This is a genomic window from Streptomyces subrutilus, from assembly GCF_008704535.1.
Classification (GTDB): Bacteria; Actinomycetota; Actinomycetes; order Streptomycetales; family Streptomycetaceae; genus Streptomyces; species Streptomyces subrutilus.
Window position 1 is genome coordinate 4,446,418 of the sequence record NZ_CP023701.1, and the last position, 17,323, is coordinate 4,463,740.

Annotated in this window: 17 protein-coding genes; 9 read left to right on the plus strand and 8 right to left on the minus strand. The window is 71.1% G+C overall.

Annotated features, from left to right (window positions below; all coding sequences use genetic code 11):
• Positions 1-34: 34 nt before the first annotated feature.
• From CP968_RS19570 to CP968_RS19600, 7 genes are read left to right on the plus strand one after another with little or no spacing between them, the layout of a single operon-like run.
• Positions 35-1,147, plus strand: a complete 1,113-nt coding sequence (locus CP968_RS19570; RefSeq protein ID WP_150519237.1) for an MFS transporter — start codon at positions 35-37, stop codon at positions 1,145-1,147.
• Complete coding sequence (locus CP968_RS19575; protein WP_150519238.1) at positions 1,144-3,480, plus strand: molybdopterin oxidoreductase family protein; 2,337 nt, start codon at positions 1,144-1,146, stop codon at positions 3,478-3,480. Before CP968_RS19570 ends, CP968_RS19575 begins: the two co-directional genes overlap by 4 nt.
• A gap of 6 nt (positions 3,481-3,486) precedes the next feature.
• Positions 3,487-4,086 (plus strand): 4Fe-4S dicluster domain-containing protein, encoded by a 600-nt coding sequence (locus CP968_RS19580; RefSeq protein ID WP_150519239.1) that lies wholly within the window; start codon positions 3,487-3,489, stop codon positions 4,084-4,086.
• Positions 4,083-4,742 carry a Rieske (2Fe-2S) protein gene (locus CP968_RS19585; RefSeq protein ID WP_150519240.1) on the plus strand — a complete coding sequence of 220 codons (660 nt, stop codon included), beginning with the start codon at positions 4,083-4,085 and terminating at the stop codon, positions 4,740-4,742. Before CP968_RS19580 ends, CP968_RS19585 begins: the two co-directional genes overlap by 4 nt.
• On the plus strand, positions 4,739-5,107 hold the full coding sequence (locus CP968_RS19590; RefSeq protein WP_150519241.1) for a hypothetical protein: 369 nt from the start codon (positions 4,739-4,741) through the stop codon (positions 5,105-5,107). Before CP968_RS19585 ends, CP968_RS19590 begins: the two co-directional genes overlap by 4 nt.
• A 2-nt stretch (positions 5,108-5,109) precedes the next feature.
• The gene (locus CP968_RS19595) at positions 5,110-6,537 is read left to right on the plus strand and encodes a NarK family nitrate/nitrite MFS transporter (RefSeq protein ID WP_229885899.1); all 1,428 of its coding nucleotides are present in this window, start codon (positions 5,110-5,112) and stop codon (positions 6,535-6,537) included.
• Between the two features lie 37 nt (positions 6,538-6,574).
• Complete coding sequence (locus CP968_RS19600; protein WP_150519242.1) at positions 6,575-6,769, plus strand: hypothetical protein; 195 nt, start codon at positions 6,575-6,577, stop codon at positions 6,767-6,769.
• Positions 6,770-6,788: 19 nt separating this feature from the next.
• Here CP968_RS19600 and mscL read toward each other — a convergent pair whose 3' ends face one another.
• Together mscL and CP968_RS19610 are read right to left on the minus strand one after the other, a co-directional pair.
• Positions 6,789-7,289 (minus strand): large conductance mechanosensitive channel protein MscL, encoded by a 501-nt coding sequence (gene mscL, locus CP968_RS19605; protein WP_150519243.1) that lies wholly within the window; start codon positions 7,287-7,289, stop codon positions 6,789-6,791.
• A gap of 123 nt (positions 7,290-7,412) precedes the next feature.
• Entirely contained in the window at positions 7,413-7,928 is a 516-nt protein-coding gene (locus CP968_RS19610; RefSeq protein ID WP_150519244.1) for a hypothetical protein, read from the minus strand.
• Here CP968_RS19610 and CP968_RS19615 point away from each other — a divergent pair.
• On the plus strand, positions 7,927-8,187 hold the full coding sequence (locus tag CP968_RS19615) for a hypothetical protein (protein WP_150519245.1): 261 nt from the start codon (positions 7,927-7,929) through the stop codon (positions 8,185-8,187). The two genes, CP968_RS19610 and CP968_RS19615, sit on opposite strands and share 2 nt — an antisense overlap.
• A gap of 15 nt (positions 8,188-8,202) precedes the next feature.
• Here the strand turns inward: CP968_RS19615 and CP968_RS19620 are convergent, their stop codons facing one another.
• The 5 genes from CP968_RS19620 to CP968_RS19640 form a co-directional block, all read right to left on the minus strand.
• The gene (locus CP968_RS19620; RefSeq protein WP_150519246.1) at positions 8,203-8,760 is read right to left on the minus strand and encodes a carboxymuconolactone decarboxylase family protein; all 558 of its coding nucleotides are present in this window, start codon (positions 8,758-8,760) and stop codon (positions 8,203-8,205) included.
• Positions 8,761-8,884: 124 nt separating this feature from the next.
• On the minus strand, positions 8,885-9,718 hold the full coding sequence (locus CP968_RS19625; RefSeq protein ID WP_150519247.1) for an S-methyl-5'-thioadenosine phosphorylase: 834 nt from the start codon (positions 9,716-9,718) through the stop codon (positions 8,885-8,887).
• Positions 9,719-9,789: 71 nt separating this feature from the next.
• Positions 9,790-10,116 carry an FmdB family zinc ribbon protein gene (locus CP968_RS19630; protein WP_150519248.1) on the minus strand — a complete coding sequence of 109 codons (327 nt, stop codon included), beginning with the start codon at positions 10,114-10,116 and terminating at the stop codon, positions 9,790-9,792.
• Between the two features lie 67 nt (positions 10,117-10,183).
• Positions 10,184-11,494, minus strand: a complete 1,311-nt coding sequence (locus CP968_RS19635) for an MFS transporter (RefSeq protein WP_150519249.1) — start codon at positions 11,492-11,494, stop codon at positions 10,184-10,186.
• 501 nt (positions 11,495-11,995) lie between these two features.
• Positions 11,996-13,540, minus strand: a complete 1,545-nt coding sequence (locus CP968_RS19640) for a potassium/proton antiporter (RefSeq protein WP_189828829.1) — start codon at positions 13,538-13,540, stop codon at positions 11,996-11,998.
• 233 nt (positions 13,541-13,773) lie between these two features.
• Between CP968_RS19640 and CP968_RS19645 the strand changes: the two genes are divergently transcribed.
• Positions 13,774-16,680, plus strand: a complete 2,907-nt coding sequence (locus CP968_RS19645; protein ID WP_150519251.1) for a penicillin acylase family protein — start codon at positions 13,774-13,776, stop codon at positions 16,678-16,680.
• Here the strand turns inward: CP968_RS19645 and CP968_RS19650 are convergent.
• Entirely contained in the window at positions 16,675-17,280 is a 606-nt protein-coding gene (locus CP968_RS19650) for a 5-formyltetrahydrofolate cyclo-ligase (protein WP_229885898.1), read from the minus strand. The two genes, CP968_RS19645 and CP968_RS19650, sit on opposite strands and share 6 nt — an antisense overlap.
• Positions 17,281-17,323: the final 43 nt, after the last annotated feature.

Genomic DNA, 17,323 nt, shown 5'->3' on the forward strand with positions numbered 1-17,323 from the left:
GGCTGAAACGGTACGCACCACCTAGCGTGGTGCTGTGCCCGAGCCCACAGAAGCAGTCGCCGCCGCCCCGCCGCCGCCCGAGGGGCCCGAGCCACCCGGGCTCCCCGTGGCGCCGCCCGCCGCGAGGCCCGTCGCCGCGCGCGCGACGCTGGCCGGCACCGTCGTCTCGCTGGTGCTCGTCGTGGCGATCGTGCTCGGCAGCAGGCTGCTGCGCGACTTCGACTCGGCGCTGCTGCCCTACGCGGTCGCCACCGTCTTCCTCGCCTTCGGCGTCGCCTACCGGTACACCGTGTGGGTGTCGGCGCCCGGCGCGCGCCGGCTCTTCACGAAGGGCTTCGGCAGCTTCTTCTCGGCCGAGAACTTCAAGAAGGCCCCCACCGCCCTGCCGAAGATGATCGCCACCTACCTGGGCTTCCAGAAGTTCCTCGGCGCCCGCTCCCGCGCCCGCTGGGCCGCCCACCAGCTGATCTTCTGGGGCTGCATCCTCGCCGCGCTCATCACCTTCCCGCTGACCTGGGGCTGGTTCACCTTCACCGCGGACAGCGGCGCCGGGCCCGGATACGAGATGCGGATCTGGGGGATCGAGGTCCTCGGCTTCGACTCGCTGAACCTCCTCGGCTGGCTGATGTTCCACGGCCTCGACATCGCGGCCGTGCTCGTCATCCCCGGGGCCTCGTACTTCCTGTGGCGCCGGATGAAGGACCGCGGCGCGATGACCGGCCAGCGGTTCGCCTACGACCTGCTTCCGCTGATCTGCCTGATCGTGATCTCGGTGACGGGTCTGCTGCTGACCTTCTCGTCGATCTTCCTGCACGGCGGGGGCTACGAGTTCCTGGCGATCCTGCACATGGTCTCGGTGGTGTTCACGCTGATCTACATCCCCTTCGGGAAGTTCTTCCACATCGTCCAGCGCCCGGCGGCCGTCGGCATGCAGCTCTTCAAGTACACCGCCCGCCAGGACGACCAGGTCTTCGCCTGCAAGCGCTGCGGCGAGCCCGTCGACACCGCGCCGTACGTGGAGAACCTGCGCGGCACCATGCGGGACCTGAAGCTCGACTTCGACGCCTGGGCCGAGTACTGCCCCCGCTGCAAGCGGGTGCTGCGCGGCAACGCCTACCTGACCCACGTCAAGAAGGGCTTCAAGTGACCGCGACCGAACCCGCCCGGGGCGCGTCCGGGCCCGGCCCCGTACCCGTCTCCCTCGACCCCTCCATCGCCCCGCCCGGCACCCGCAACTTCCGCGACGCCGGAGGCATCCCGGCCGACCGGTGGCACGCCGACCAGAACGGCGAGACCCTCGTCCCCACCCACTGCTGCTTCTGCGGCGTGCAGTGCGGGATGTACCTGCGCGTCGACAAGGGCGGCAAGGTCTTCGGGGTCGAGCCCCGCAACCACGACATCAACCGGATGCGGCTGTGCCCCAAGGGCATCAACGCCTACCAGCAGGTCAACCACCCCGACCGGCTCACCGCACCGCTGATGCGCCGCTCCCGCGACGAGGAGTTCCGGGAGGCCTCCTGGGACGAGGCCCTCGACTTCACCGTCTCCGAGATCCGGCGCATCCAGGACCGGTACGGCAAGGACGCCTTCGGACTCCTCGGCGGGGCCAGCCTCTTCTCCGAGAAGACCTACCTCGTCGGCAAGTTCGCCCGGGTCGCGCTCCAGACCAAGCACGTCGACTACAACGGCCGCCTGTGCATGGTCAGCGCCGCCGGCGCCAACAAGCTCGCCTTCGGCATCGACCGGGCCGGCAACCCCTTCTCCGACATCCTCCTCTCCGACTGCCTGCTCATCGCCGGGTCGAACGTGGGGGAGTGCTTCCCCGTGATGACCCAGTACCTGTGGGGCGCACGGGACCGGGGAGCCTCGCTGATCGTGATCGACCCCCGCGAGACGGCCATCGCGCGCACCGCCGACATCCACGTCGCCCTCAAGCCCGGCACCGACGCCGCCTTCTTCAACGCCGTCCTGCACGTGGTCGTCGCCGAGGGCCTCGCCGACGAGGCGTACCTCGCCGCCCACGCCACCGGCTGGGACGAGGTGAAGGAGACCGTCGCCGGCTACCCGCCCGCCCGCGCCGCCGAGATCTGCGGCGTACCGGCCGGGCAGATCGTCCAGGTCGCCCGGGTCTTCGCCGGCGCGGACCGGGCCATGGCCTGGCACGCCCGCGGCATCGAGCACCACTCCCAGGGCGTCGAGAACTGCCTGACCGTGATCAACCTGTGCGTGGCGACCGGCCACATCGGCAAGCCGGGCGCCGGCTACGGAACCATCACCGGCCAGGGCAACGGCCAGGGCGGCCGCGAACACGGCCAGAAGTCCGACCTCCTCCCCGGCGGCCGCTCGATCACCAATCCGGAGCACCGGCGCCAGATCTGCGAGATCTGGGGCATCGAGGAGTCGGAACTGCCCGGCGCCGGCACCTCCATGATGGAGATGGTCTGGCAGATGCAGCGGGGCGAGATCCGCGGCCTGATCGGCATCTGCAACAACCCCTTCGTCTCCCTCCCCAACTACGCGGTGGTCAAAGAGGGCTACGACACCGCGGAGTTCCACGCCCAGTTCGACTTCTTCCTCTCCGAGACCGCGGCCAACGCCCACGTCGTCTTCCCCGTCACCACCTGGGCCGAGGACGAAGGGGTGATGGCCAACGCCGAAGCCCGGGTCGTCAAGCACAACAAGGCCCAGGAGCCCCCGGCCGGTGTCCGCACCGACACCTGGGTGATGTGCGAACTGGCCCGCCGCCTCGGCGCCGGCCGGCACTTCGACTTCCCCGGCTCCCGCGAGGTCTTCGAAGAGCTGCGGATCGCCTCCGCCGGCACGGTCAACGACTACTACGGCATCACCTACGACCGGCTGGAGGAGACCGGCGGGATCGCCTGGCCGTGCCCCGCCACCGACCACCCCGGCACGCCCCGGCTGTTCGAGGACGGCCGGACCTACCACCCCGACGGCAAGATCCACCTCCAGGTCGTCGAATGGCACCCGCCCATGGACCCCTACACCGAGGAGTACCCCCTCTCCCTCACCACCGGCCGCACCGTCGCGCACTTCCTCTCCGGCAACCAGACCCGCCGCCTCGGAGCCCTCGTCGAGCAGACCCCGCGGCCCTGGGTGGAGGTCCACCCCTCGCACGGCTTCCGCAACGGCGACCCGGTCCGGGTGGTCACCCGCCGCGGCAGCGAGGTCTTCCCCGCCCTGGTCACCGAGGCCATCCGCCCCGACACCGTCTTCATCCCCTACCACTGGCCCGTCCCGACGGCGGCCAACGCCCTGACCATCGACGCCCTCGACCCCCGCTCCAAGATCCCCGAGTACAAGGTCTGCGCCGCCCGGATCGAGGCCGCCGAGCGGATCGACGAGGTGCCCGAGCCGCCCACGGCCCCGGGACACCGGGCCTATCCGGAGACCCAGGTCTCCCGTACCGACCCCCTGCCCCCCACGGCCCCGCAGGGCCGTGGCACGGCGGAGAGGAGCTGAGCCGCCATGATGGGCCGCACGATCTTCATCGATCCGGGTCGCTGCATCGGCTGCCAGGCGTGCGTCTCGGCCTGCCGCGAGTGCGACTCGCACCGCGGGAAGTCGATGATCCACCTGGACTACACCGAACCCGGCATGTCCGTCGCCTCCCTCCCGACCGTCTGCATGCACTGCGAGGACCCGGTCGCGCCCTGCGCCGAGGTCTGCCCCGCCGACGCGATCCTGGTGACCGCCGACGGAGTGGTCCAGCAGGCCGACACCACCCGCTGCATCGGGTGCTCGAACTGCGTCAACGCCTGTCCCTTCGGCGTCCCGAAGATCGACCTCCAGGCCAAGCTCCAGCTGAAGTGCAACCTCTGCTACGACCGCACCGCCTACGGCCTGGCCCCCATGTGCGCCACCGTCTGCCCCACCGGCGCCCTCTTCTACGGAACCCTCGAAGAGCTCCAGGCCGAGCGCCCCGGCGTCCAGGTCGCCGACTCCTTCGTCTTCGGCGACGTCGTGGTCAGTACCGGCGTGGCGATGGTCGTCCCCGCCGAGAAGGTCCAGTGGCCCGTCCCCGGCGGTCTGCCCGTCGTCGAGATCAATGGAGTGGACGTCCGATGAGCGTCACCGAGCAGCCGGCCCCGTCCTCCGGCCCGGGTCCCGACGGCGACGCCGCAGCCGACCGGCTCCGGGACCGGATCAGCGCCGACTCCCTGACCACCCGCCGCGACTACCTGCGGATCGTCACCACCGTCTCCGGCGGCCTGGCCATCGGCGGGATCGGAGTCGCCGCCGGCATCCTGCACCGGCACGGCGACAGCGAGTCCCTGCCCCAGCCCAAGAAGGTCACCGACCGGCTGTCCCCCGGCCAGTCCGTCGCCTTCCGCTACCCGGGCGACGAGGACCGGGCCGTCGCGGTACGGCTCGGCGACGGCAGCCTCGTCGGCTACTCGGCCGTCTGCACCCACCTCGCCTGCGGGGTGCTGTGGCGGGAGGACCGCGGACCCGACGGGGAGCTCTACTGCCCCTGCCACGAAGGGGTCTTCGACGCCCGCACCGGAGAGGTGACCGCGGGCCCGCCGCCCCGCCCCCTCCCCAAGGTCTTCCTGACCGAGCGGCCCGACGGCAGCGTATGGGCCGTCGCCACCGCCCGTTCGGGGGAGCCGGCCAAGGACGCCCTGTGCCGGCAGTTCGGCGACGACCACCCCGCGGACGCCGCACAGCTGGGCTGCCCCGGAGCGGCCCGGCCCAAGGCGGCGGAGAGCAGGCGCACATGAGCCAGGCCCCGATCCCCCCGCGCCCGGAGTACCGCCCGGGCAGCGCCCGGCGCCGGCTCAACCGTCCGGTACGGGAGCGGTACCCGCAGATCCGGCCCACCAGCGGGTACGGCGACCCGCGCGTCCGGCACACGGGCCCCGGGCCGGGAGCCGGCGGCGAACAGGAGCCGGAGCGGTCCTCCAAGCTCAACGCCCGCATCGTCCTGGCCCTCAGCGTCGTCGTCGGCCAGCTGTGGGCCCTGACCGTGACCGTCAACGTGTGGATGCAGGGCGATACCGGAACGGCCTGGTGGGGAGCGGGATTCCTGGTCCTGTCCTTCCTCGTCGTCCTCGCACTGTGGCTCCTCGACCCGAAGGACCGGTGACCATGTCGATACGCACCAACAGCGGCTCCGGGGTGCGCTCGCACCGCGCCGACACCTACAAGCCGGGCGCCACCATCGGCGACTGGCGGCCCGAGGACGACGGCTTCTGGCAGTCCACCGGCCGCAGGGTCGCCCAGCGCAACCTCTGGGTCTCGATCCCCGCGCTCATGCTCGGCTTCGTGGTCTGGCAGGTCTGGTCCGTCACCGTGGTCAAACTGAACGACGTCGGCTTCGGCTTCTCCAAGTCGCAGTTGTTCTGGCTGACGGCCATCCCCGGCATCACCGGCGGCACCTTCCGGATCCTCTACACCTTCATCGGGCCCATCTTCGGCGAGCGGAAGTTCACCGCCTTCAGCACCGTCATCCTGGTCGCGCCGATGCTCTGGCTCGGCTTCGCGCTCCAGAACAACGGCACCCCGTACTGGGAGCTGGCCCTGATCGCAGCCGTGTGCGGCATCGGCGGCGCGAACTTCGCCTCCTCCATGGCCAACATCGGCTTCTTCTTCCCCAAACGGGAGAAGGGCAGTGCCAACGGACTCAACGGCGGTCTCGGCAACCTGGGCGTGAGCATCGTCCAGCTGGTGGCCCCGCTGGTGGTGACCGCGGCCGTCCTGGGCGCCCCCGCGGGCGGCCCGCAGCACGACGCGAAGAAGAACACCGACATCTGGCTCCAGAACGGCGCCTTCCTGTGGGTGCCGCTGCTGGTGATCATGGCGCTGCTCGCCTGGTTCCTGATGAACGACCTGAAGGTCGCCTCGGCGCCCTTCAGCCAGCAGAAGATCATCTTCAAGCGCAAGCACAACTGGCTGATGACCTGGCTCTACGTCGGCACCTTCGGCTCCTTCATCGGCTTCGCCGCGGGCCTGCCCCTGCTGATCAAGAACAACTTCGAGTCCCAGGGCTACCAGGCCACCACCTACGCGTGGATCGGCCCCTTCGTCGGAGCCCTGATGCGGTGGGCCGGCGGCTGGCTCTCCGACAGGATGGGCGGGGCCAGGGTCACCCTGCTGTCCTTCGTCGGCATGGCCGCGGCCCTGGTCGTGGTGATCTACGCGCTGCCGCACGGGGGCGACGGAGGGAGTTTCTGGGCGTTCTTCATCGGCTTCCTGGCCGCCTTCGCCTTCTCCGGCCTCGGCAACGGCTCGACCTTCCGGCAGATCCCGGTGATCTTCCGGGACCAGCACATGCGGGAGGCCGAGGGCGCGGGCCCGCAGGCGCAGGCCGCGGCCCTGAAGCAGTCGGAGATGGAGGCCGGAGCCGTCACCGGCTTCTCCTCGGCCATCGCCGCCTACGGCTTCTTCTTCATCCCGGCCATGTTCGCCGCGATGTCCGTCACCAACGCGCTGTGGATCTTCATCGGCTTCTACGCGACCTGCCTGGCGGTGTGCTGGTGGTTCTACGCCCGCAAGGGCGCCGAGGCTCCCAGCTGAGCCGTACCGCGCACGGGAGCGGCCGTACCCTGGAGGCATGAGCACCGCTCCCGACCCGAACCCGCAGCCCCGGCCCGCGCCCCGGCCCAAGCCGAGGATCGACTTCGACGATCCGCTGGACCAGCAGTCCTCGGACGACACCGACCGCGGCTGGGGCGAGCGGCCGCCCGCCGGCGGAAGCGCGGCCGACCTGGCCCGCTTCCTCGACGAGAAGCCCCCACACCACATCTGAGCCGCCGGAGCGGCCGCGGCTAGAAGGCGTCGCGCTGCCCCGTCGGGCCGGCTCCGCCGCCGTTGGCCGCGCGCTGGGCGACCAGGGTGTCGCGGATCTCCTTGAGGACCTCCAGCTCGGTGATCTCCATGGTCTCCTGCACGCCTTCCTTGGCCCTGCGGCGCGCCTCCACCTTGGCGAGGTACTTGGCCATCGGCAGCACCATCAGGAAGTAGACGACCGCCGCGGTGATCAGGAAGCTGAGCGTGGCGTTGAGCACCGAGCCCCAGAGGATCTCGACACCCGTCGGCTGCCCGCTCGCGTCGAGGCCGCAGGGGTTCTTGATGCACGACTTGTAGACGTCGAGGTTCTTGGTGCCGATGGCGCCCACCAGCGGGCTGATGATCCCCTTGACGATGGAGTTCACGATGTTCGTGAACGCCGCGCCGATGACCACGGCCACCGCGAGGTCGACCACGTTGCCGCGCATCAGGAAGGCCTTGAAGCCCGCCAGCACGCTCTCCTTCTTCTTCTCGCTCACCACTGAGCCTTTCTTCACATCTACGGAACATGGAGACAACGGTTCCGAAAGTTACGGCAGTCCGGGCCGGGCGTGTCCAATCGGCTGCCACCTCACGGTGACTTGACCGCTCACGTGTGCGATTCAGCACAACGTCACCGCCAAGCGCGTCACGGCGCCCGTGCCCACCAGAACCCGCGCCGTGTCCCGGGGCACGGACAGCACCACCAGCGCCCCGCCGTCCCCCGTGTCCCCTTCGGAGGAGGGCATTTCGACCACGCGCGCTCCCGCCGCCACCACCCTCGGCGGTCCGGTCCGTTCCGCCGCGACCACGTCGACCCGGTCCCCGGGCCGCAGCAGCCGCACGGTCGCCGCGTCCGCGATGCGTACCGGGGCGGACACCGTCCGCTCGACGGCGGGCGGCGGTTTCACCTCCGGCGGCCCGCCGCCCCGGGAAGCCTGCGCCTCCGTCCCACCCACCGCCAGGGCCGCGGCCAGGACGGCCATCGCGGCCGCGGCCGCCCGCCGCCGGCGCCGCAGCGCCCTGCGCAGCCGGTACCCGCCCCGCCCCACCCGCAGCGGCGGGAACGCCGGTACGGGCCGGGCCGGAGGGCAGCTGGAGGGACAGGTCACCGCAGCCGACAGGGCCGACGGGCTCATGAGCGTCGAAGAAGCCGAAACGGTCGAGGAGTTCGAGGAGTTCGAGGAGTTCGACGAGATCGACGGGTTCGACGAGTTCGAAGAAGTCGAAGAAGTCGATGAAGGGACAGAGGACATGGGGGCCACCGCCGTACCGAGTGGATCGTGGAGTCCGGGCCCGACGCCCGGACGCCCCTCACGATCCGCCCTCCCGCCCCACCCCGCTCCGAACTGTGGACAGCCTTTCGACTGTGGACAACCGCTTCACCCGTACGAGTGAGGAGCAACCCCCGCCCTAGCGTCCCGCCGGCGGCCGGCAGGCGTCCGAGAAGCCCTGGCCGGTCAGTCCGAACGCGCTGTTGACGCGCGAGCGCCAGTTCTCCAGCGCGACCACCGCGGTGAGCTCCACGAACGCCGCCTCGCCCAGCCGGCGGAGGAGCTCCGCGGCGAGCGCGTCGGTGACCGTCGGCTCCGTCTCGGTCATGGCCTCGGCGTACTCCATGGCCAGCAGTTCCACCTCGGTGAAGAGCTCCCGCGCCTCCCGCCACCGCGGCACCCGTTCGATCTTCTCGGCGTCCAGCCCGCGCTCCCGGCCCTCCCAGTAGCCGAAGTCCACGCACCACGAGCAGTTGATCCGGGCCGCCGCCGCCATCAGCGCGAGGTGCTTCACCCCGGCGTCGAGGGCGTTCCACCGGGCCGCCCGCCGCTCCAGTCCGACGTACGTGCGCAGCACCCGCGCGTGGTGCCCGTACGCGAGCCCCGGGTCGAGCACCTTCCCGTAGGTGCGGCGCGAGTACCAGGCGCCCAGGCGCACGAGCAGGGTGCGGGGCGGGGTGAGCGGGATGCGGGGCATGGCGGTCGCCTCCTGGAGCGGTCGGTCCCGACGGGTCCACACCCCCGGGACCGGACAGCCGCCCGGAACGTGACACCGCCCGGAACGTGACACCGCCCGAAGGCGCGAAACCGCCCCCCGCCCCTCAGGGAAGCTCGATGCCCAGGTCCCAGCCGTCGTGCGCGTGCGTGCACAGGCAGTCGCGGGACGCGGTCGGCGGCAGCGCCGCCACCGCGTCGAAGAGGACCTCGCGCAGTCGGCCGACGTTCTCGCCGAACACCCGCAGCACCTCGGTGTGGGAGACGCCCTCGCCCGTCTCGGCGCCCGCGTCCAAGTCGGTGACCAGGGCCATCGACGTGTAGCAGAGCCCCAGTTCCCGCGCGAGCACCGCCTCCGGGTGCCCCGTCATGCCGACGACCGACCAGCCGGCCGCCGCGTGCCACCGCGACTCGGCGCGCGTGGAGAAGCGGGGCCCCTCGACGACCACCATGGTGCCGCCGTCCACCGGCTCCCAGTCGCGCCCGCGCGCCGCCCCGAGCGCCGCCGCGCGCCCCACCGGGCAGTACGGGTCGGCGAAGGTCGTGTGCACCACGTTGGGGACGCTCCCGTCGGGCAGCGGCTCCCCGTCGAAGAAGGTCTGGGCGCGGGCCTTCGTACGGTCGACCAGCTGGTCGGGGACGAGCAGCGTGCCCGGGCCGTACTCGGGGCGCAGGCCGCCGACCGCGCACGGCCCGAAGACCTGGCGCACGCCGACCGAGCGCAGCGCCCACAGGTTGGCGCGGTAGTTGATCCGGTGCGGCGGGACGGTGTGCTCGCGCCCGTGCCGCGGGAGGAAGGCCACCTGGCGTCCGGCCAGCTCACCGACGTACAGGCAGTCGCTGGGGGGCCCGTACGGGGTCTCCACGCGGACCTCGGAGACGTCCTCCAGGAACGAGTAGAAGCCCGAGCCGCCGATGACACCGATCTCTGCGTTCACCATGGCCCCACCCTAACCGCGCATGCCGAAGGCCCCACCGCCCGGTACGGGCGGCGGGGCCTGGCGGAACGAGGTCAGGCGGCCGAGGTGGAGCCGGAGCCGGAGCTGCTGCCGCTCGTGCTCGACGAGGACGTCGAGGAGGAGGCGGCGGCGGGCGCGGCGGCGGCGGTCGACGGGGACGACGCCCCGGCGGGCTTCGCGGCGGGGGTGCTGCTCGACGACGAGCCGCGGCTGTCGTTCCGGTAGAAACCGGAGCCCTTGAAGACGATGCCGACCGCGGAGAACACCTTCTTCAGGCGTCCGTCACAGCTCGGGCACACGGTCAGCGCGTCATCGGTGAACTTCTGCACGGCCTCAAGGCCCTCACCGCACTCGGTGCACTGGTACTGGTAGGTCGGCACGAATTTCCTCCTGGCACTCTCACTCAATGAGTGCTAACGACGCTCCATGGTGACGTATTCCGGCGGTTCAGTCCACCGTCACCGGCACGCGGTGACCGATCCCACGCTCGTTCGACTCGTCACGGGAGGCGGGGGCGGACGCGTTCACGATCCGGCTCGGGGCCGTCGGCGCCAGCTTGGACCGCAGGGCCAGCAGGGTGATCAGCGCCAGTGCGGTGGCCACCATCGGCACCAGGAAGCCGGCCGTGGAGCCGTGCGCGTCGGTCAGGCTGCCCGCGATGGTGACCGCGGCGGCCTGGCCCAGGGCGACCGCGCCGGTCAGTGCGGTGAACGCCTCGGTGCGGGCGGCGGCCGGGACCAGCTGCTCGATCATGGTGTAGCCGGTGATCAGCGCCGGGGCGATGCACAGGCCGACGACCAGGCCGATCGCGCCCATCAGGATCGCGGAGTTCGCGGCCCACAGGACGGACGCGGCGGCGGTCAGGCCGACGTAGCCGAGGATCAGGCGGCGGCGCGGGCCGATCTTCCAGGCGATCGTGCCGCAGGCGATGCCCGCGATCATGTTGCCGCCGGCGAAGACGCCGTACAGCAGGCCGTTGGCGCCCGGGTTGCCGATCTCGTTGGAGAAGGCGGTGAGCGAGATCAGCATGCCGCCGAAGACGGCGCCGACGCCGACGAAGGCGACGACCAGGACGCGCAGGCCGGGGACGGACAGCGCCGAGACGTGCTTCTCGCCGCTCGCGAGCCGCGGAGCGGGCTTGGGCTGGGTGCCGCGCTGGGCGGCGAAGAGCAGACCGCCGACGAGGGTCAGCGAGGCCTCGGCGATCAGGCCGGCCGAGGGGTGGATCGTGGTGCACAGGAAGGTCGCGAGGACCGGGCCGACGACGAAGGTCAGCTCGTCGGTCACGGACTCCCAGGCGGCGGCCGTCGACAACAGCGGCGAGCCTTCGAGCTTGGCGGCCCAGCGGGCCCGGACCATCGGCCCGACCTGCGGGACGGAGGCACCGGCCGGCACGGCGGCCAGCGCGAGCGCCCACATCGGCGCGCCCAGCAGGGCGAGCGCGGTCAGGGCGCCGATGGCGGCGGCGTGGGCGAAGACGACGGGGATCAGCACGGCGGCCTGGCCGCGGCGGTCGGCGAGCTTGCCCATCTGGGGGGCGAACAGGGCCATCGAGACGCCGGTGACGGTCGCGACGATGCCGGCGTCGCCGTACGAGCCGGTGGTGTGCTGGACGAGCAGGACGATACCGATGATCAGCATCGCGAAGGGCTGCCGGGCGGCGAAGCCGGGGAGCAGGAAGCTGAGGGCGCCGGGCGTGCGCAGGAGCTGTCCGTAGCCGGGGCGGGCGGACGTGTCGGTCGTGACCGCGGATGTCACGGCCTGGCCTTTCCGCTGCCTGGTAGAACTCCCCGTCTGCGGACGATGCGCCGCCTTGTGAGCGACCGCACCCGTACATGTGGGAGCCCCGAGAGCTGTCCTCTTGCGCAGAACCGAGTGATACCTGGACGCCCACTGCGAGGGTGCCACGGCCGCTTTGCGGTCGCGCCAGCTCTGCGTCAGGCAGAGTTGGTTCGATCTGGTGTGCCTTCATCGTACAGGGAAAGCCACTGGAACGCCCTGTGATTACGGTGACTGGGCATCTCTTCACCTGCGATTAACGGGATCTTCGCCTTTCCGGCCCCCAGAAACGGGGGCAAAGCAGATCGAAGGCCACCGAAATTGGGGATTTAGAACGGTGCTCTAACATAAACTTGTAGGAAAGCACGTCGAATTCCGGACGTGGACCCCTGCCTTTCGGACGGACCCACGAGCGTCTTCCGGACACGGACACGGACACGGCCGCGACCCCGCCCGGCCCGGCCTCACGGCCTCACGGCCTCAGTGCCTGGCCCGGCCGCCGCCGGGCGCGTGCCCCGCCCCGTCGCCCGCTGCCTCGCCCGTGCCGAGCCAGCCCGCCAGCTTGCCGCCCCGCGCCACGGCCCGCAGCCGCGCCTCGGCGGCGTCCCGTACCGGATCGGTCGCCACGACCAGCAGCTCGTCCCCGCGCCGCAGCACGGTAGACGGAGCCGGTACGAAGCTCTTGGCGTCCCGGACCACCAGGGTGACCGAGGCCCCCGGCGGCAGCCGCAGCTCGCTCACCTCCACGCCGTGCATGCGCGAGGCCGGCGGGATCGCGAAGGACAGCAGGTGCCCGCGCAGCTTCTCCAGCGGCGCCGACTCGATGCCCAGGTCCGCGGCCGACTCGTCGGTGTCGCCGAGGTTCAGCTTGCGCGCCAGCCAGGGCAGGGTCGGCCCTTGGACCAGGGTGTAGACGACGACCAGCACGAAGACGATGTTGAAGACGCGTTCGCTGCCCTCGATCCCGGACACCATGGGGATGGTCGCCAGGATGATGGGCACCGCGCCGCGCAGGCCGGCCCACGACATCAGGGCCTGCTCCTGCCAGGGGATGCGGAAGGGCAGCAGGGAGACGAAGACCTCCAGCGGCCGCGCCACCATCGTGAGCACCAGCCCGATGATCACGGCCGGCCAGAAGTCGTTGACCAGCTCGTGCGGGGTGACCAGCAGGCCCAGCAGCACGAACATGCCGATCTGGGCGATCCAGCCGAGACCGTCCGCGAACCCCCGCGTGGCGGGCCAGTGCGGGAGCTTCGCGTTGCCGAGGACCATGGCCGCCAGGTAGACGGCGAGGAAGCCGGAGCCGTGCGCCATCGCGCCCGCCGCGTACGCCGCGACCGCGATGGCCATCACGGCGATGGGGTAGAGGCCCGAGGCGGGCAGGGCCACGTGCCGCAGCCCGTACGCGCCGACGAAGCCGACGGTCAGGCCGATGGCGGCGCCGATGGCCAGCTCCAGAGCGATCTTGCCGAGCAGCACGTACCAGTCGTCGACCGGGCCGACGGTGGCGAAGGCCACGACGAGGATGACGACGGGTGCGTCGTTGAAGCCGGACTCGGCCTCCAGGACGCCCGTGATGCGGGAGGGGAGCGGGACCTTGCGCAGGACGGAGAAGACGGCCGCCGCGTCGGTCGAGGAGACGACCGCGCCGATCAGCAGGGCCTGGCGCCAGTCCAGTCCGACCAGGTAGTGCGCCCCCGCGGCGGTCACGCCCACGCTGATCGCGACGCCCACCAGCGACAGCGAGATCGCGGCCGGCAGGGCGGGTCTGATCTCTTTCCACTTGGTGCCCAGACCACCCTCGGCGAGGATCACGACGAGCGCGGCATATCCGATCACCTGGGTCAGCTCGGCGTTGTCGAACACGACGTTGCCGATGCCGTCCTGGCCTATCGCGATGCCTATGCCGAGGTAGATGAGCAGGCTGGGGAGTCCGCTGCGTGACGAGACGCGCACCGCCACGACGGCGACGAGCAGGACGAGCGAACAGACCAGCAGGAGCTCATTGAGCGTGTGGACAGTCAGGGGGCGGCCCTTTCCTCCATGCGCCCGGCGGATCGTTACGCCGCGGCGCGTGCGGCAACTACTTCGTTACCTTACCTAATCTTTGACGCTTTCTTGACGCGTTACGCACATTGTGAATCGCCGCTCCGCCCTTGTCCTCGGCAGCTTGACCCCTGGCGGATCACCGGGACGGGTCCTGCGCCTATGGTTGCTCCCAGCACTCCCAGGACCACCCTGCCCCTCGAAGGACAGCGATGCCCGCCAACGAATCCGCTCCTCCCGTCAAGAAGAAGGGACGACGCGCCCGTCTGATCGTGCTCGTTCTGGTCCTGGCTCTCTTCGCGGGCCTCGGCTACGGGGCGTACTGGGGCGTGGACAGCGTGCGCGCCTCCTTCCCCCAGACCACCGGCTCCCTCAAGGTGCCGGGCCTGACCGGGACCGTCGACGTCAAGCGCGACGCCCACGGCATCCCGCAGCTCTACGCCGACAGCGACTCGGACCTCTTCCGCGCGCAGGGCTTCGTGCACGCGCAGGACCGCTTCTGGGAGATGGACGTACGCCGTCACATGACCTCCGGACGGCTCTCGGAGATGTTCGGCGCCGGACAGGTCGAGACCGACGCCTTCCTGCGGACGCTCGGCTGGCGCCAGGTCGCGCAGGCCGAGTACGACACCAAGCTGTCGGCCGACACGAAGAAGAACCTCCAGGCCTACGCCGACGGGGTCAACGCCTACCTGAAGGGGAAGTCCGGCAAGGACCTCTCCGTCGAGCACGCGACCCTCAAGCTCAGCGCCGGCTACGCGCCCGAGCAGTGGACGCCGGTGGACTCGGTGGCCTGGCTCAAGGCGATGGCCTGGGACCTGCGCGGCAACATGCAGGACGAGATCGACCGCGCGCTGATGTCGAACAAGCTCACGCAGGCGCAGATCGACGAGCTCTACCCGCCGTACCCCTTCGACCGCAACAAGCCGATCGTCGAGGGCGGCAAGAGCGACGGCGGCAAGTACCTGCCGCAGGGCTCCACCGGCAGCAGCGTCGGCAGCGGCACCGGTTCGAGCAGCGGCACCGGTTCGAGCAGCGGCACCGGTTCCGGCACCGCCGCCGGCTCGCAGGCCTCGACGGGCACGGGCACGGGTACGAGCACGGGCAGCGGCGGCGACGCGGTCACCGGCCTCGCCGGCAACGCCACCGCCCAGGGCGCGACCGTCGGCCTGCGCACCCAGCTCGGCGCCCTCGCCGAGACGCTGGACGAGATCCCCGACATCCTCGGCCCCAACGGCAGCGGCATCGGTTCGAACTCCTGGGTCGTCTCGGGCAAGTACACGACCACCGGCAAGCCGCTGCTGGCGAACGACCCGCACCTGGCCCCGCAGCTGCCCTCGGTCTGGTACCAGATGGGCCTGCACTGCCGCACGGTCTCGGCCCAGTGCCAGTACGACGTGGCCGGCTACACCTTCTCCGGCATGCCGGGCGTGGTCATCGGCCACAACGCCGACATCGCCTGGGGCATGACCAACCTGGGCGCCGACGTCACCGACCTCTACCTGGAGCAGGTCCGGCCCGAGGGCTACGTCTACGACAACAAGGTGCTCCCCTTCACCACCCGCGAAGAGGTCATCAAGGTCGCGGGGGGCAAGAGCAAGACGATCACCGTCCGCACGACCAACAACGGGCCGCTGATCTCCGACCGCAGCAACGAACTGACCTCGGTCGGCGCCCGCGCCCCCGTCGCCAGCTCGGCGCCCGACCGCGGCAACGGCTACGCGGTCGCCCTGCGCTGGACCGCGCTGGAGCCGGGCCGCTCGATGGACGCCGTCTTCAGCCTCGACCGGGCGAAGAACTTCACCGACTTCCGCCAGGCGGCCTCCCAGTTCGAGGTGCCCTCGCAGAACCTGATCTACGCCGACAACAAGGACGCCACCGGCAACATCGGCTACCAGGCCCCCGGCCGCATCCCGGTCCGGGGCCAGGGCGACGGCCGGATGCCGGCCCCCGGCTGGGACTCCAAGTACGCGTGGAAGACCGGCAAGGACGGCAGCACCAGCTACATCCCGCAGGCCGAGCTGCCCTGGGACTACAACCCGTCGCGCGGCTACGTCGTCACCGCCAACCAGGCCGTCGCGGAGCCCGGGACGGGCTCGGGCAAGTACCCGAACCTGCTGACCACCGACTGGGGCTACGGCGCCCGCAGCCAGCGGATCAACGACCTCATCGAGTCGAAGATCAAGGACAGCGGCAAGATCTCCACCGACGACATGCGCAGCATGCAGATGGACAACAGCAGCGAGATCGCCGCGCTGCTGACCCCGATGCTGGCCAAGATCGAGGTGGACGACCCGGACGTGCGCTCCGCGCAGAAGCTGCTGGAGGGCTGGAACTACACCCAGGAGCCCGACTCGGCGGCCGCCGCGTACTTCAACGCGGTCTGGCGCAACATCCTGAAGCTGTCCTTCGGCGACAAGATGCCCAAGGAGCTGCGCGTCGAGGGCAGCTGCATGAACGTCCGCGAGAGCAGCACCGGCCCCGCCGACGACCTCGCCAAGACGGTCCGCGAATGCGGCACCCGCGGCCCCGACTCCGCCCAGCCGGACGGCGGCGACCGCTGGTTCGAGGTGGTGCGCCGCCTGGTCAAGGACGAGAAGTCGCCGTGGTGGCAGTCGCCCGCGATCAAGTTCAAGGAGCCGGCCACCACCACCCGCGACGAGCTCTTCGCCCGGGCCATGCGCGACGCCCGCTGGGAGCTGACCGCCAAGCTCGGCAAGGACCAGTCGACCTGGAGCTGGGGCCGGCTGCACCAGCTGACGCTGAAGAACCAGACGATCGGCACCGAGGGCCCCGGCTTCATGCAGTGGCTCCTCAACCGCGGCCCGTGGAACGTGGGCGGCGGCGAGGCCACCGTCAACGCGACCGGCTGGAACGCCTCCAGCGGCTACGGGGTCACCTGGGTGCCCTCGATGCGGATGGTCGTGAACCTCAACGACCTCGACAAGTCCCGCTGGATCAACCTGACGGGCGCCTCGGGCCACGCGTACGACGACACCTACACCGACCAGACGACGATGTGGGCCAAGGGCGAACTGCTGGAGTGGCCGTTCGGCAAGGAGGCCGTCGACAAGGCGACCGTCGACACCCTGACCCTCAAGCCGGCGGACGCCTCATGAGCTGAAGCGGCGGACCCCCGACGGGGTCGCCACCGCCTGGACGGGGTGGTCGTGGGGTTCCTCCGGGACCCGCGCGACCACCTCGTCGTCGTAGAGGAGCACGACCAGCGCGGGACGCGCGCCGGCCCGCTCCAGGCGCTCCAGCACCCGGTCGTACGAGCCCCCGCCGCGCCCCAGCCGCATCCCGCGCCCGTCCACCGCGAGCCCGGGCAGCAGGACGGCGTCGGCGGTGGTGACGGCCTGCGGCCCGAGCCGGGGCCCGGCCGGCTCCAGCAGGGTCATCCTCCCGGCGTGCGCGGCCTCGGCCAGCGTGCCGGGGCCCCCGTACACCGCCCAGTCGAGGTCGTTGTCGGCCAGCAGCACGGGCAGCAGCACCCGCTTCCCGGCCGCGCGCAGGGCGTCGAGCAGCTCGCGGGTGCCGGGCTCGGACCCGACGGAGACGTAGGCGGCCACGGTGCGGGCGCCGGCCAGCTCGGGCAGGCCCAGGGCGCGGGCGGCCAGGGCGGCGGCCGCGGTGCGGCGCTCTCCGGGGTCCAGGGCGCGGCGGGCGGCGAGCAGATCCCGCCGCAGTGCGGTCTTGGCGTGCTGGTTCTCGGTCACAGCCGAATCAAAGATCCTCGTTAAGTGCCGCATACCGGTATGT

Bases quoted from the DNA above. Each gene is read 5' to 3' on its own strand.
- CP968_RS19580 (WP_150519239.1), top strand. From the start codon at position 3,487: ATGATGGGCCGCACGATCTTCATCGATCCGGGTCGCTGCATCGGCTGC.
- CP968_RS19585 (WP_150519240.1), top strand. From the start codon at position 4,083: ATGAGCGTCACCGAGCAGCCGGCCCCGTCCTCCGGCCCGGGTCCCGAC.
- CP968_RS19590 (WP_150519241.1), top strand. From the start codon at position 4,739: ATGAGCCAGGCCCCGATCCCCCCGCGCCCGGAGTACCGCCCGGGCAGC.
- CP968_RS19595 (WP_229885899.1), top strand. From the start codon at position 5,110: ATGTCGATACGCACCAACAGCGGCTCCGGGGTGCGCTCGCACCGCGCC.
- CP968_RS19600 (WP_150519242.1), top strand. From the start codon at position 6,575: ATGAGCACCGCTCCCGACCCGAACCCGCAGCCCCGGCCCGCGCCCCGG.
- CP968_RS19615 (WP_150519245.1), top strand. From the start codon at position 7,927: ATGAGCGTCGAAGAAGCCGAAACGGTCGAGGAGTTCGAGGAGTTCGAG.
- CP968_RS19610 (WP_150519244.1), bottom strand. From the start codon at position 7,928: ATGAGCCCGTCGGCCCTGTCGGCTGCGGTGACCTGTCCCTCCAGCTGC.
- CP968_RS19620 (WP_150519246.1), bottom strand. From the start codon at position 8,760: ATGCCCCGCATCCCGCTCACCCCGCCCCGCACCCTGCTCGTGCGCCTG.
- CP968_RS19625 (WP_150519247.1), bottom strand. From the start codon at position 9,718: ATGGTGAACGCAGAGATCGGTGTCATCGGCGGCTCGGGCTTCTACTCG.
- CP968_RS19645 (WP_150519251.1), top strand. From the start codon at position 13,774: ATGCCCGCCAACGAATCCGCTCCTCCCGTCAAGAAGAAGGGACGACGC.